This is a genomic window from Bradyrhizobium sp. CIAT3101, assembly GCF_029714945.1.
In the GTDB taxonomy this organism is placed as follows: domain Bacteria; phylum Pseudomonadota; class Alphaproteobacteria; order Rhizobiales; family Xanthobacteraceae; genus Bradyrhizobium.
Genome location: NZ_CP121634.1, coordinates 6,425,505 through 6,439,996 on the forward strand (window position 1 = coordinate 6,425,505; position 14,492 = coordinate 6,439,996).

The 14,492-nt window shown below is 63.5% G+C and carries 11 protein-coding genes; 4 read left to right on the top strand and 7 right to left on the bottom strand.

What is annotated here, in order from left to right; all coding sequences use genetic code 11:
- Position 1: 1 nt before the first annotated feature.
- On the top strand, positions 2-916 hold the full coding sequence (locus QA645_RS30290; protein WP_063691128.1) for an SDR family oxidoreductase: 915 nt from the start codon (positions 2-4) through the stop codon (positions 914-916).
- A 116-nt stretch (positions 917-1,032) separates the two neighbouring features.
- Positions 1,033-2,151 carry an SMP-30/gluconolactonase/LRE family protein gene (locus QA645_RS30295; protein WP_283045007.1) on the top strand — a complete coding sequence of 373 codons (1,119 nt, stop codon included), beginning with the start codon at positions 1,033-1,035 and terminating at the stop codon, positions 2,149-2,151.
- Between the two features lie 59 nt (positions 2,152-2,210).
- Here the strand turns inward: QA645_RS30295 and ppc are convergent, their stop codons facing one another.
- The 6 genes from ppc to QA645_RS30325 all read right to left on the bottom strand — a co-directional run bounded on the left by ppc (position 2,211) and on the right by QA645_RS30325 (position 10,147).
- Positions 2,211-5,000, bottom strand: coding sequence for a phosphoenolpyruvate carboxylase (gene ppc, locus QA645_RS30300; RefSeq protein WP_283045008.1), 2,790 nt, complete (start codon positions 4,998-5,000; stop codon positions 2,211-2,213).
- Positions 5,001-5,108: 108 nt separating this feature from the next.
- Positions 5,109-5,513 carry a YccF domain-containing protein gene (locus QA645_RS30305; RefSeq protein WP_254130048.1) on the bottom strand — a complete coding sequence of 135 codons (405 nt, stop codon included), beginning with the start codon at positions 5,511-5,513 and terminating at the stop codon, positions 5,109-5,111.
- A gap of 63 nt (positions 5,514-5,576) precedes the next feature.
- Positions 5,577-6,662 (bottom strand): rhomboid family intramembrane serine protease, encoded by a 1,086-nt coding sequence (locus tag QA645_RS30310; RefSeq protein ID WP_283045009.1) that lies wholly within the window; start codon positions 6,660-6,662, stop codon positions 5,577-5,579.
- An 87-nt stretch (positions 6,663-6,749) separates the two neighbouring features.
- On the bottom strand, positions 6,750-7,544 hold the full coding sequence (locus QA645_RS30315; protein WP_283045010.1) for an enoyl-CoA hydratase-related protein: 795 nt from the start codon (positions 7,542-7,544) through the stop codon (positions 6,750-6,752).
- 122 nt (positions 7,545-7,666) lie between these two features.
- Entirely contained in the window at positions 7,667-9,211 is a 1,545-nt protein-coding gene (locus QA645_RS30320) for an acyl-CoA synthetase (RefSeq protein ID WP_283045011.1), read from the bottom strand.
- Between the two features lie 126 nt (positions 9,212-9,337).
- On the bottom strand, positions 9,338-10,147 hold the full coding sequence (locus QA645_RS30325; RefSeq protein ID WP_283045012.1) for a crotonase/enoyl-CoA hydratase family protein: 810 nt from the start codon (positions 10,145-10,147) through the stop codon (positions 9,338-9,340).
- Between the two features lie 105 nt (positions 10,148-10,252).
- Here QA645_RS30325 and QA645_RS30330 point away from each other — a divergent pair, with 105 nt between their 5' ends.
- The gene (locus tag QA645_RS30330) at positions 10,253-11,125 is read left to right on the top strand and encodes an SDR family oxidoreductase (RefSeq protein WP_254130043.1); all 873 of its coding nucleotides are present in this window, start codon (positions 10,253-10,255) and stop codon (positions 11,123-11,125) included.
- Positions 11,126-11,385: 260 nt separating this feature from the next.
- The gene (locus tag QA645_RS30335) at positions 11,386-12,966 is read left to right on the top strand and encodes a fatty acid--CoA ligase (protein WP_283045013.1); all 1,581 of its coding nucleotides are present in this window, start codon (positions 11,386-11,388) and stop codon (positions 12,964-12,966) included.
- Positions 12,967-13,110: 144 nt separating this feature from the next.
- On the opposite strand, the gene QA645_RS30340 is transcribed toward QA645_RS30335, so the two are convergent.
- Positions 13,111-14,385, bottom strand: a complete 1,275-nt coding sequence (locus tag QA645_RS30340; protein ID WP_283045014.1) for an acyl-CoA dehydrogenase family protein — start codon at positions 14,383-14,385, stop codon at positions 13,111-13,113.
- Between the last annotated feature and the right edge of the window lie 107 nt (positions 14,386-14,492).

Sequence of the window (14,492 nt, forward strand, 5' to 3'; positions counted from 1 at the left end):
CATGAGCAAATCACTGCAGGACAAAGTCATCATCGTCACCGGCGCGGGCCGGGGCATCGGGCGCGAGATCGCGCTGCTCTGCGCGGCCGAGGGCGCCAAGGTCGTCGTCAACGATCCCGGCGGAGCCGCCGACGGCGCCGGTTCGAGCGCGACGCCCGCCGAGGAGGTAGTCGAGGAGATCAAGAAGCGCGGCGGCATCGCCGTCCCCAACTTCGAGTCGGTGGCGGAAGCCGTCCCGGCGAGCAAGATCGTGAAGACCGCGACCGATCATTTCGGCCGGCTCGACGGCGTCGTCAACAATGCCGGCATCTTGCGCGACATGATCTTCCACAAGATGAGCGTGGAAGCGTTCGAGGCCGTCATCAAGGTCCATCTGATGGGCTCGTTCTATGTCAGCCACGCGGCCGCGCGCATCTTCCGCGAGCAGGAGTCCGGCTCCTTCGTGCACTTCACCTCGACCTCGGGCCTGATCGGCAATTTCGGCCAGGCCAACTACGCCGCCGCCAAGCTCGGCATCATCGGCCTGTCCAAGTCGATCGCTCTCGACATGGGCCGCTTCAACGTCCGCTCGAATTGCGTCTCGCCGTTCGCCTGGACCCGCATGATCGGCACCATCCCGACCGAGACCGAAGCCGAGAAGGCGCGTGTCGAGAAGATCAAGCAGATGGGCCCGGAGAAGATCGCCCCGATCTGCGCGTATCTGCTCTCCGACGCTGCCAAGGACGTCAGCGGTCAGATTTTTGGTGCGCGCATGAACGAGCTGTTCCTGTTCAGCCAAAACCGTCCGCTGCGCTCCGTGCATCGCAGCGAAGGCTGGACGCCGCAGTCGATTGCGGAACATGGCATGCCGGCGCTAAAGGGCTCGTTCTACAAGCTCGACCGCTCCGCCGACATCTTCCCGTGGGATCCTGTCTAGCCATATTTTTGGCATTCCTGCGCCGCGATCTCTGGTTGTCTTGTCCAGAGATCGCCCTGCATTATGCCTGAATGCGGGCGAATGGTGACCTCCCAACACAACTTTGGGAGGAAACCATGACAAGAATACTGACCAACCCCAACGACACCTCTGCAACGGAACCCGGCGGCCTCGGCCGCCGCGAGATTTTAAGAGGCGCGGCGGTGCTCGCCGCGTCCACTGTGCTCGCCTCCAAGGCCGACGCCCGCGACTACGGCGCCAATGCCGAGCCGCAGCGCTATCCTGACCCCGACATCGTCGCCATCGATCCGAAGCGCTTCAAGGCCAAGGTGGGCAACACCTCGATCAAGCGGCTCTATACCGGCTGCCTGTGGGCGGAAGGACCTGCGTGGAATGCGCAGGGACAATACCTCGTCTGGAGCGACATTCCCGCCAACCGGCAGCTTCGCTACCTCGACGACGACGGCCATATCTCCGAGCAGTTCCACAAGCCCTCGAACGAAGGCAACGGCAATTCATTCGACACCGAGGGACGCCAGGTCACCGCCGAGCGCACACGCCTCGTCCGCTACGAGCACGACGGCTCGGTCACCTCGCTGGCCGAGCAGGCCAACGGCAAGCCGCTCAACGGCCCGAACGACATGGTCGTGCACCCCAACGACAAGTCGATCTGGTTCACCGATCCCGGCTACGGCGCGATCAGCATCTACGAAGGCAAGCTCGCCAATACCGGCTCGCTGCAACCCTATCAGAAGGAAGCGGTCTATCGCCTCGACGCGCAGTCCGGCCAGTTGACCAAGGTCGCGGACGAGCCGTTCAAGCCGAACGGCATCGCCTTCTCCCACGACTACAAGAAGGTCTATGTCTGCGACACCGGGATCACGCATTATCCGCAGGCGGAAAACGTGGTGTGGTCCTACGACCTCGACGGTCAGAAACTATCGAACCCGAAGCGGCTGATCGACATGAAGCTCGACGGCAAGTCCGGCTTCCCTGACGGACTGCGCGTCGATACCGAAGGCAACATCTGGGTCGGCGCCGGTTGGGTCGGTCCGGGTTATGACGGCGTGCAGGTGTTCGCGTCGACCGACGGCGCGCGCATCGGCCAGATCATGTTGCCGGAGACCTGCGCCAATCTCTGTTTCGGCGGCAAGAAACGCAACCGCCTGTTCATGACCGCGAGCCAGTCGCTGTATTCGGTCTATGTGGAGACGCAGGGGGCGCATTTCTGTTGAGAAGCGAATAGTGAGTGGCGAATAGCGAGTGGAATCCATTCGCTATTCGCCATTCGCATCTAGCCGGTATTCCTCAAGCCCGCCGAGATGCCGTTGATCGTCAGCTGAATCCCGCGCAGCACCTGCTCGTCCGGGTTCTGCGCGCGATGCTCCCTCAGGAGCTCGACCTGAACGTGGTTGAGCGGATCGAGATAGGGGAAGCGATGACGCACGGAGCGCTCCAGCAGCGGATTGCCTTGCAGCAGCCGGTCCTGGCCCATGATGTCGAGCAGGGTCTCGATGCAGGAATGCCATTCGCGGCGGATGCGGCCAAAAATCTTTTCGCGCAGGGCTTCGTCCGGCACCAGCTCGGCATAGCGCGAGGCAATCGCGATCGAGCTTTTCGCCAGCACCATGTCCATGTTCGACAGCAGCATGCGGAAGAACGGCCATTCCTTGTAGAGCTCTTTCAGGAACGGCATGCCCTTATCCGGATGCTCGGCGATCCATTGCTCGACCGCGCTGCCAAAGCCGTACCAGCCCGGCAGCATCAGGCGGCACTGCGCCCAGGAGAACACCCAGGGAATCGCGCGAAGATCCTCGATCGCGCGGGTCTTCTTGCGCGAGGCCGGACGGCTGCCGATGTTCAAGGTCGCGATCTCGTTGATCACGGTCGAGGACCAGAAATATTCGACGAAGCCGTCGGTCTCGTAGACGAGGCCGCGATAGGCCTTGAAGGCGAGATTCGAAAGCTCATCCATCGCAGTGAGATATTCGCGGCGGGGCGCGCTCTGGCTCGGCTGCAACAGGCTGGCATCCAGCGTTGCCGCCGCCAGGATCTCGAGATTGTTGCGCCCGACCTCCGCGTTGGAATATTTCGATGAGATGATCTCGCCCTGCTCGGTGATGCGGATCTGGCCGTTCACGGCCCCGCCCGGCTGCGCGACGATGGCGTCGTAGCTCGGTCCGCCGCCACGGCCGACGGAGCCGCCGCGACCGTGGAACAGGCGCAGGCGCACGCCATGGCGCTCGAATACGTCGACGAGGCCGATCTCGGCCTTATAGAGCTCCCAGCCCGAGGTGACGAAGCCGCCATCCTTGTTCGAGTCGGAATAGCCGAGCATGACCTCCTGGACGCTGCCGCGGCTGTCGACGAGCCGGCGGTAATCGTGCAGCGACAGCATGCGATCCATGATGCCTGATGATGCCTGCAGATCCTCGATGGTCTCGAACAGCGGCACGATGTTGATGGCGCTGCGCCCGGAGGGATGGACCAGGCCGACCTCCTTCAACAGCACCGCGACCTCGAGCATGTCGGACATGCCCTTGCACATCGAGATGATGCATTGAGGAATGGCATCCGAGCCGAACTTCGCATGCGCTTCCGCCGCGGCATGGAAGACGTTGAGCTCGCCCATGGTCTCGTCGCTGTACTTGACGAACGGCGAAACCAGCGCGCGCGTCGAGCGCAACTCATTGGTGAGGAGCGAGATGCGCGCGTCCTCGCCGAGCGCGAGATAGGACATGCCGGGGTTCGCGGCATCCATGAGCTCCGCGATGGTACGCTCATGCACCGCCGAGTTCTGGCGGATATCGAGCCGCGCCAGATGGAAGCCGAAGCAGTCTACCGCGCGCCGGAGCAGCCGCAGCCGGCCACGGGCAATAACGCGGGCGTTGTTGGAGATCAGCGAGCGGTGCAGCACGTCGAGATCGGCCTGCAGCTCCTTGACGCTGTCGTAAGGAGCGCCCTTGCCGACGGGACGTCGGGTGATCTCGACCTCGAGCTTTTCGGCCGTGGCCGTCAGGCGCGCATAGATGCCGGAGACCGCGAGGCGATAGGGCTCACCGCTCCGGTGCGGCGAGGTGTCGGGCGAACGCTCCGCCAGCGTGCGCAGCTCCCCGGAGACGTCGGCGAGATGCGCTGCGATCGACAGCTCGGAGCCGAGCACGTGCAGCTCGTTCAGATAGAACTGCATCACCCGGCTCGATTGCAGCCGCAGCGTGCCGCGCATCACGTCGGCGGTCACGAATGGATTGCCGTCGCGGTCACCGCCGATCCAGCTGCCCATACGCAGGAACGAGGCGAGCTCGCTGGCGGCCTGCTCGCCACCCTCCTCCAGCCGGTCCTCCAGCGTGTTGACCAGCCGCGGCACTTCACGAAGGAACGTGTAGTCGTAGAACGACAGGCCGTTGGCGACCTCGTCGAGCACGGTGAGCTTGGTGCGGCGGAGCAGATTGGTCTGCCACAGCGTCAGCACCTCGCGGCGCAACTGCTCGTCGCTGGCGGCGGCCTCGTCTTCGGTCAAGGCAACCCGCTCGCGGCGGTCGAGCAGCGCGGCGACCTCCATCTCGCGATCCATGGTGCTCTTGCGGCGGACTTCGGTCGGATGCGCGGTCAGCACCGGGCTGACCTGCGCGCTCTTGAAGAAGCTGCGCAGCGTGTCGGTGCCGATCCCCGCGCCCTTGGCCTTGGCGAGCGTCTCCGCCAGCACGCCGGAGCCGCCGTTCTTGCCGGCGCGCATCTGGCGGATGTTGTTCTGGTCCTCGGCGATGTTGGCGAGGTGGGAGAAATAGCTGAAGGCGCGAACGATCCGCACCGTCTCCGAGGTCGACATGCTGTCGAGGATCTGCTCGAGCTCGCGGCGGGCGAGCCGGTCCTCGTCGCGGTGGAACCGGATCGAGGTCTGCCGGATGCGCTCGACCAGGTCGAACACATCCGCGCCCTCCTGGTCGCGCACGGTGTCGCCCAGGATGCGTCCGAGCAGGCGGATATCGTCGCGCAGCCGCGCATCCGCCTCCAGCGCCTGGACGTCCTCAGGGCGGTTCGGGCGAATATCGGCGGCGTCGGATGGTACTGATTGGAGGGACATGGCTCGCTCCCCTTGTAGAGCTCCCAATGGCTCCCCGGCCGGCCGAGTGTGCAAGTTTTTTGCCGCAGCGCAAGATGAAGTTGGGGGCGGCGCACATAGAGGGCGGAGCTAGGCCGGCACGATCACCTTGCCGATCGGCCAGAGTGCGATGCCGGCGAGCTTCAGATGGGCCCAGGCGAAGGGAAGGCCGATGATGGTGATCGCAAAGAGCACGGCCGTCAGGAGGTGGCCGAGCGCCAGCCACCAGCCGGCCAGCACGAGCCAGATAATGTTGCCGATCACCCCGAGGGCGCCGGTGCCGATATCGCTCATGCCGGTGACCTCGTCGCGATTGACCGCGCGCGAGCCGAACGGCAGCAGCGTGTAAATGGCGATGTTGAAGGCCGCCCGCGCCCAGGGCAGGCCGATGATGGTGATGGCCATGATGACCGAGGCCACCAGCCAGCCGAATGCCATCCAGGCGCCGCCGATGAGAATCCAGATCAGATTGAGCAGAATGGAAACTGGGGACATGAATTCAAGAACCTTGGGATCATCCGGCGGTCAGTGAGCCCTCTTATAGCACGACCTCGGCGGTCATAGTCCATGACGCCGGTTGCGTTCGGCACGCAGCGATGTGGCGACAAATCCAACATCCTCGATTCCGCGCGAAATGTCCTTCGCGCAGAGCCACAGCGTCACCGCGGCGGCGCCGATCGCAGCCAGCCCCGCGATGAGAACAGGATTGGGACAGACCATGACAAGGAGATTATCAAGCGGAACCGACCCGGTTGGCCAGCGCGGACTGCAAGACGATGCCAAAGCCAAACCGCAAAGCAGGATGGTGACGGCGTTCGCCCCGGCAAGGGCGATCACGACGATCGCAAGACCCTTCTTCATGGAGAGGGCGAGATCAACCAGCTTCACGATGGCACAGCATCCGACCAAGACGACGACGGCAAGGCCCCATCCGGAAATTCCGGCGGCGATGGCCCGGGCCTGATCGCTCCAGGCCCACACGGCCGCGACACAGGCCAACAGGGTGAGATTGACCTTCACGGCTTCGGGAAACTTGCAGCGAAGCGCGTAAGGATTCACCTTTTCGATCAGGTCCAGCAATGCGCAGGCGATCAACCCGGCCGCAAAGCCACCGAGATGGACGCCCCAGTCGATCCGCGAATTGCCGAGTGCAAACGCGATGTTCAATCCGATGTTGATGGCGAAGAAGTCGAACCTGACGTCGAGCTTGCCGAGGATCCACAGGCAGAGCAGCGCGCCCAAAATGCCCGACGTGGCGCCGGACGCGCCGACCGTCAAATAGGGCGTGGAATGGATGCCGTTGCCAATGACGGCGCCGAACACCATCGCGCAGAGATAGATGACGAGGAAATAGGCCGGCCCCACCCGCCGCTCGAGATGCCCGCCCCACAGCACGAGGCACAACATGTTCATGGTGAGGTGGACGAAATTGACGTGCAGGAAGCCATAGGCGAGCAGGCGCCAGTACTCATGCCGCGCGATCGCGCCCGCATACATGCCGCCGTAGCGATACAGCAACTCGGCGGGCGCCGCCGGACCGCCGGCCTGGATCAAGCAAAACCCTGATGCCAGGACCGTCACGGTCATCAGCGCGTAGACGGCGGCGTGGGGGACTTCGAAGAAGCTGGCGCGGTATGAAGGCATCGGCGATCGCAGGCGGTTGGCGTGGCAGCGCCAACCTAGCCGAGCCGATCAGCGAATGCTACTCCAGCGTGTACAATCCCGCCTCGCCTACCGTCCTTCGAACTTCGGTTCGCGTTTCTCCATGAAGGCCTTCATGCCCTCGGCCATGTCCTGGGTTTTGAACAGCGGCAGCAGCTGGAGATAGACGTGATGGACATGGTCGTGGAAGTTCTCGTTGAGGCCCATCCGCATCATGCGCTTGGAGGCCTGGACCGCCAGCGGCGCGTTGGCGGCGATTTCGCGGGCGATGGCGGAGGCGCGGTTCATCAGATCGGCGTCCGGCACGACCTCGTTGGCGAGGCCCCAGTCCAGGCATTCGCGCGCGCTGAGCGTGCGGCCGGTAAAGATCAGCTCGGAGGCCTTGGCCCATCCGAGCATGCGCGGCAGCAGCCAGGTGCCGCCGGATTCCGGTACCACGCCGCGCTTGACGAAGGCGGCGGCGAGCTTTGAGGACTCCGCCATGATGCGGATGTCGCAGCCGAGCGCCGTATCCATGCCATAGCCGGCCGCGCCGCCGTTGACGGCGCAGATGGTCGGCTTGTCCATGGACTGGAGCACGGTCGGCGGCGTGTTGCGCAGGTTGATCGTGGTCGGCGAGGACGCGGCGCTGAGGCCGTTGCCGTCGCGCTCCCTGCGCAGATCGAGACCGGCGCAGAATGCCCTGCCCTTGCCGGTGAGGATCACAACGCGAACGTTCTTGTCCTCATTGGCCTCGGTCAGCAGCCGCGCGAGGTCGTTCAGCATCGGCCCGGAGATCGTGTTCATGCGCTCCGGCGCGTTCAGCGTGATCGTGGCGATGTGGTCGGCGACCTCGTAGAGGACTTCTTTCGCGGCGTCGGTCATGACAAATGTTTCCTCATCCGTTGTCTCGTAGGGTGGGCAAAGGCGCACTTGCGCCGTGCCCACGATTTGTCTCCGTAAGCGAATTTACGTGGGCACGCTTCGCTTTGCCCACCCTACGGCACTTAAATCTTCCGCCCCGCCTGCTCCCAATAGGGATCGCGCAGGCGGCGCTTGAAGATTTTTCCAGAATCTTCGCGCGGCAGACCGCTGCGGATCTCGATATGCTTCGGCACCTTGTAATCGGCGAGCGATGTCTTCAGCCTTGCACGCACATCGGCCGCATCGAGCGTGATGCCGGGCTGCGGCTCCACCACGGCCATCAGTGCCTCGCCGAACTCGGCGTCGGGGATGCCGAACACGGCGCAATCATGCACGCCGGGCACGGCATGCAGCACTGATTCGATCTCGGCCGGATAGATGTTGACGCCGCCGGAGATCACCATGTCGCGCTTGCGGTCGCAGATGAAGACGTAGCCGTCCTCGTCGATATAGCCGACATCGCCCGAAGTGATGAAACCGTCGCGGTCGATCTCGGCGCGCTTTTCCGGCTTGTTGTGGTAGGTGAAATCCGCCATCTCGCGCATGCGCGAATAGATCTCGCCGATCTCGCCGACGCCGAGCACGCGGCCGTCATCGCCGATGAAGCGCAGCTCGGCGCCGGGCGATATCTTGCCGACCGTGCCGGGTTTCTTCAGTGCATCCTCGGAGGTCGCGAACGTGACAGCGCTGGATTCGGTCGAGCCGTAGAATTCGTAGATCACCGGCCCCCACCATTCGATCATGGCGCGCTTGACGTCGGCCGGGCATGGCGCAGCCGCGTGGATGATGTGGCGCAAGGACGAGACGTCGTATTTCTTGCGCACCGCCTCAGGCAGCTTCATCAGGCGGATGAACATGGTCGGCACCATGAAGATGGTGTCGATCTCAAAGCGCTCGATCAGCTGCAGAAACTCCTCCGGCTCGAAGCGCGGCATCAGCACCAACGCGCCGCCGAGCTTGCCCGCACGGATGCCGAACGAGTTCGGCGCGGAATGATAGAGCGGTCCCGGCAGGATGGCGCGAGCGCCGGGCCTCAGGCCATAGATCATCGCGCGCATGCGCTCACCGGCGGCCTGCTGATCTGCCGTCGGCGCTTTGCGCCGTACGCCCTTGGGATGGCCCGTGGTACCCGACGTGTAGATCATGTTCATCGGCTGGGGCACGACCGCGCCATCATAGGGCTGGTATTGCGCGAGCCAGGACTCGAAATCGATCGCGAAGTCCGGCGTCGACAAATGGTCGGGATCGATCTTGTAGTTCTTCAGTATCTCCGGCGGCGTCGGCACGCTAAGCACGGTGACATCTGCGGGAATCGCATCGCGCAAAGCGTGGAGCATGTCGGCATGTCCGATCAGCACGGACGAGCCGGTATCGCCAAGGATGTAGTTGATCTCCTCCGGCTTGAAGTGCCAGTTGATCGGCACGCCGTAGGCGCCAAGCCGCATCGCGGCGTAGGCCGCCTCCAGGAAAGCGATATCGTTGCGCATCAGCATGCAGACGCAATCGCCCTGCTTGACGCCGATCCCAGCGAGGCCGGCCGCGATGCGGTCGGCTCGGCTTGCAACTTCGGCATGGGCGCGGCGGCGATCGCCGGAGACGATGCCGAGGAAGTTGGACGTTTCGCTCATTTCTATTTTTCTTTTTGGTTGGAGTTGACCCTCATGGTGAGGAGGCGCAAAGCGCCGTCTCACCATGAGAGCCCGTGGCCCATCCCTCGAGACGCCGCTTCGCGGCTCCTCGGGATGAGGACCGTGCTAGTCCGCATACTTCGCTGCACGCTTCTCCAGATTGGAGCGCACGGCTTCGGTCTGGTTCGCGCTGCCGATAAGCTTCTGCTGCTCGACGGACTCAGCCAGCAGCGCAGGGCCGGGATCGACCGAGAGATTATTGAGCAGCCGCTTCGCCGCGCGGATCGCATCGGGGCTCTTGCCGGCGATCTCGCGCGCGACCTCGAGCGCTGCAGCGCGCGGGTCATCGCAAATGCGTGTGGCAAGGCCATACGTCATCGCCTCCTGCGCGGAGAAGATGCGGCCGGTGTAAGTGAGATCGCGCAGGATATCGTCGCGCACGAGCGAGGCGAGGATCGGCGTGCCGGCCATATCGGGCACCAGACCCCATTTGATCTCCATCACCGACATCCGCGCATCGGGCGAGAGAAAGCGCATGTCGGCGCCGAGCGAAAGCTGGAAGCCGCCGCCGAACGCAACGCCATGCACGGCCGCGATCACGGGAACCGGGAGCTGGCGCCATCCCCAAACCGCTTGTTGCGGGAAGTTCGCCTGACCATGCGTGCGCTTGGTGAGGTCGCGATTTTCGCCGCCCGGAATTCCGTTGCCACCGCCCTCCTTCATGGCGGCAAAACGCCCCATGTCGAGACCGGCGCAGAAGGCGCGTCCTTCACCGGATAGCACGACGACGCGCACGCCTTTCTCCTTCGAAAGCCGCTCGGTTGCCGCAACAAGAGCCTCGAACATGGCCTGATCGAGCGCATTCATCTTGTCTGCGCGCACCAGGCGCACGTCGGCGACGCCCTCCGAGATCGAGATCGAGACGCGCTCTTCCATGGATGAATTCTCCCCTGTTCTTGTTCGGTGCCGCTTTACAGAAAGCTGACGGCCGGATTTAGTCAATCGACCAATTAACTGACAATCCGTACGGGAGAAACAGCCATGTTCAAGGAAAATCTTCTGGCTGGACGGCGCATTCTCGTGACCGGCGGCGGCACGGGCCTCGGCAAATCGATGGCAGCGCGCTTTCTTCAGCTCGGCGCCGAAGTGCACATCTGCGGCCGGCGCAAGATCGTCTGCGACGAGACCGCCACCGAGTTGATGGGTGAGTATGGCGGCCGCGTCACCAGCCACGGCGTCGACATCCGCAATGCGCTCGCGGTTGACGAGATGATCGAGACCATCTTTCGCGATGCGCCGCTGACCGATCTCATCAACAACGCCGCCGGCAATTTCATCTCGCGCAGCGAAGAGCTCTCGCCGCGCGGCTTCGATGCCGTCGCCAACATCGTCATGCACGGCACGTTCTACGTGACCCATGCGGTCGGCAAGCGCTGGATCGCCCTCAAGCAGCCGGGCAACGTCGTCTCGATCACCGTGACCTGGGTGCGCAACGGCTCGCCTTACGTGGTGCCGTCGGCGATGAGCAAGTCGGCGATCCACGCCATGACGATGTCGCTCGCGACCGAATGGGGCCGGCACGGCATCCGCCTCAACACCATCGCACCGGGCGAGATCCCGACCGAAGGCATGAGCAAGCGCATCAAGCCGGGCGACGAAGCCGGCGCACGCACCAAGGCAATGAACCCGATGGGCCGCGTCGGCACCATGGAGGAGCTGCAGAACCTCGCGGTGTTCCTGATCTCCGGCGGCTGCGACTGGATCACGGGCGAGACCATCGCCATGGACGGCGCACAGGCGCTCGCGATGGGCGGCAATTTCTACCAGCTCCGCGACTGGAGCGACGACGACTGGAAGACCGCGCGCGAAAGCATCATGGCGCAGAACGAGAAGGACCGGGCAAAGCGGGGGTGATCGTCTCTCCGTAATAACAAGCGCGAGGGCGCTCCACACTCCGCCGTCGTCCCGGCGAAGGCCGGGACCCATAGCCACCGAATTGAATCTGGCGAAGATTGGTCATGACCTGTCTTCGCCAAATTGCGTTTAGTGGTTATGGGTCCCGGCCTTCGCCGGGACGACGGTGAGGGAGCTGCGTACTCCCTCTCCCGTCTTGTCTTCACCCGCGGATGACGCCACACTCCGCGGCATAAAAACAAAGCACCTACGGGAGAGACATGTCCACCACACAGCCATTGGCGAATCTCGCCGACATGGTGCGCGAGCGCGCGACGAGCCGCGGCAACGCCACCGCCTACGAGTTCGAGGGCCGCGTCACCAGCTTTGCCGAGTTCAATGTCAAGACCAACAAGGTCGCGAATGCGCTGATCGCAATGGGCGTCAAGAAGGGCGACCGCATCGCCTATCTCGGCAAGAACAGCGATCTCTATTTCGAACTGCTGATGGGCGCGATGAAGGCCGGTGCGGTGATGGCGCCGGTGAATTGGCGGCTCGCGGGCCCCGAGGTCGCCTTCATCGTCGCAGATTGCAAGGCGCCGGTGCTGTTCGTGGGGCCGGAGTTCATCACGCTGGTGTCCCAGATCAAGGACCAGCTGCCGGGCGTGCGCACGGTCATCACCACGGAAGGCGGCGCGCCGGAATGGCAGGATTTTACCGCGTGGCGTGATGCGCAGAGCGGTGACGATCCCAAGGTACCGATCGATACGAAAGACATCGCGATCCAGCTCTACACGTCAGGCACCACTGGCAAGCCGAAGGGCGCGATGCTGAGCCACGCGAATTTCCTCAACCTCGTGCAAACCGGCAATGCCGAGGACAAGCCTGAATGGAACAGGTGGTCGACCTCCGACGTGTCGCTGGTCGCCATGCCGATCTTCCACATCGGCGGCTCCGGCTGGGGCGTGATGGGGCTCTATCACGGCGCCCGCGGCGTCATCGCGCGCGAATTCGATCCGACCAAGGTGCTGGATTTCTTCGAGCAGTCCGGCATCACAAAGCTGTTCATGGTGCCTGCGGCGATGCAGTTCGTGGTGCGGCAGCCGCGCGCGAAGACGGTCGACTTTTCACGATTGAAATACATGCTGTACGGCGCCTCCCCGATCCCGGCTGCGCTGCTGAAGGAATGCATCGAGGTCTTCAAATGCGGCTTCGTGCAGATGTACGGCATGACGGAAACCACAGGCACCATCGTCGCACTGCCGCCGGAGGACCACGTCGAGGGGCTCGAGCGGATGCGCTCCGCCGGCAAAGCGCTGCCGGGCGTCGAGATCGCGATCCTCGATGCCGACGGCAAGCCGCTGCCGCCGCGTCAGGTCGGCGAGATCGCGACGCGCTCGGGCTCCAACATGGCGGGCTACTGGAATCTGCCGGAAGCGACCGCGGCGACGCTGCGCGGCGACGGCTGGCTGCGCACGGGTGATGCCGGCTACATGGACGAGGACGGTTATCTCTACATCCACGACCGCATCAAGGACATGATCATCTCCGGCGGCGAGAACATCTACCCGGCTGAGGTCGAGAGCGCGCTGTGCGATCATCCAGACGTCGCCGAGGCCGCCGTGATCGGCGTGCCCGACGACAAATGGGGCGAGGCCGTGAAAGCCGTGGTGGTGATGAAGCCCGGCAAGGAGGCGACCGCCACCGACATCATCAACTTCACCCGCGAACGCATCGCCGGATTCAAGACGCCGAAGAGCGTGGAGTTCCTGCCGGCGCTACCGAGGAATCCGTCAGGCAAGATTTTGCGGCGGCAGCTGCGCGAGCCGTACTGGGCTGGGAAGGATCGACGGGTGAATTGATCGCCTTGTCGTCCTGGACAAGCGAAGCGCAGATCCAGGACCCATTACCACCGAATTGAGATTGGCGAAGGCTGGCAGTTGCGTGCCTGCCCAAAACTTCTCCTTGGGGTAATGGGTCCTGGCTTTCGCCAGGACGACATGGGGCTAATGCTTCCCCGGCCCCATATACCCGAACAAGAACCCCGCCACCTTGCGCATCTGGATCTCCTCGCTGCCCTCGGTGATGCGATAGCGGCGGTGGTGGCGGTAGATGTGCTCGAACGGCTTGTGGCGTGAGTAGCCCATGCCGCCGTGGACCTGCATGGCGCGATCGGCGGATTCGCAGCAGAGGCGGTTTGCCCAGTAATTGCACATCGAGACGCGGTCGGAGAGCGTGCGCTCGATCTGCTCCTCGTTGAGCTGATCCATCTCCCAGGCGGTCTTGCGGATCAGCAAGCGCAGCATCTCGGCTTGCGTTGCGAGTTCGACCAGCGGGAACTGGATCGCCTGGTTCTCGGCGAGCGCCTTGCCGAACGGCTTTCGCTCACGCGCGTATTTCACGCTCTCGTTGATGCAGTAGACGGCAGCGCCGAGCGAGCTCGCCGCCTGGCGGATGCGGTTCTGATGCACAAAGCATTGCGCCAGCGACAGGCCGCGGCCGACCTCGCCGAACTGCGCATCCTCAGGCACGAACACATCCGTGAAGCTGACGCGAGGATGATCGGTCGGCATGTTGAAGGTCCACATGTATTCCTCGATCTTGACGCCATGGCTCTTCGCAGGAACGAGGAAGCAGGTGATGCCGCGGGCATCGCCGTCGTTGCCAGACGTGCGCGCGAACAGCGCGCAATGCGTGGCGACGTGCATGCCGGTCGTCCACATCTTCTCGCCGTTGATGATCCAGCCCTTGACGTTGTCTCTGACAGCCGGCACCGCGCGCGTCTCCATGTGGGTCGCGTCCGAGCCGTGATGCGGCTCGGTCAAGCCGAAGGTGATGCGGTACTTGCCCCTGATCGAACCGTCGATCATTGCCTTCTGGTCGTCGCGGCCGTAGCGGTCGAGCATGGTGACGACGGGAAAATTGCCGACGATCGAGTGCTCGTTCTGGAGGTCGTTGTGCAGGCCGAGGCCCTTCGCGGCAAAATGCTCGCGGATCACCGCCATCCAGAGGTTGGAGCCGTCCTTGCCGCCATATTGCTTCGACACCGGAAAGCGCAAATGGCCGGCGGCATCGGCGAGATCCTTGGCCTTGCGCAGCAGCGCTTCCCATTCGTGGCGCGGCAGCCCGCCATTCTCGAAATCGGTGCGCGCCCATTCGCGACGATGGTCGAAGAAACGGATGTTGTCGTCGGCTTGTTCGAGCGGCTTGATCTCGCGTTCGATGAAACGATCGAGCTCTCCGAGATAGGCGACGAGATCGGCAGGCAATGAGAAATCCACGGTTCTCTCCCGGATTGATTTTATCGTTTTGCGTTAAGGCGCTAGACGCGTTTTTGCTTCGCACGATTAAGGTGAGAAGAGCGTCTCCAAGTCAAGCAAGGCGAGGC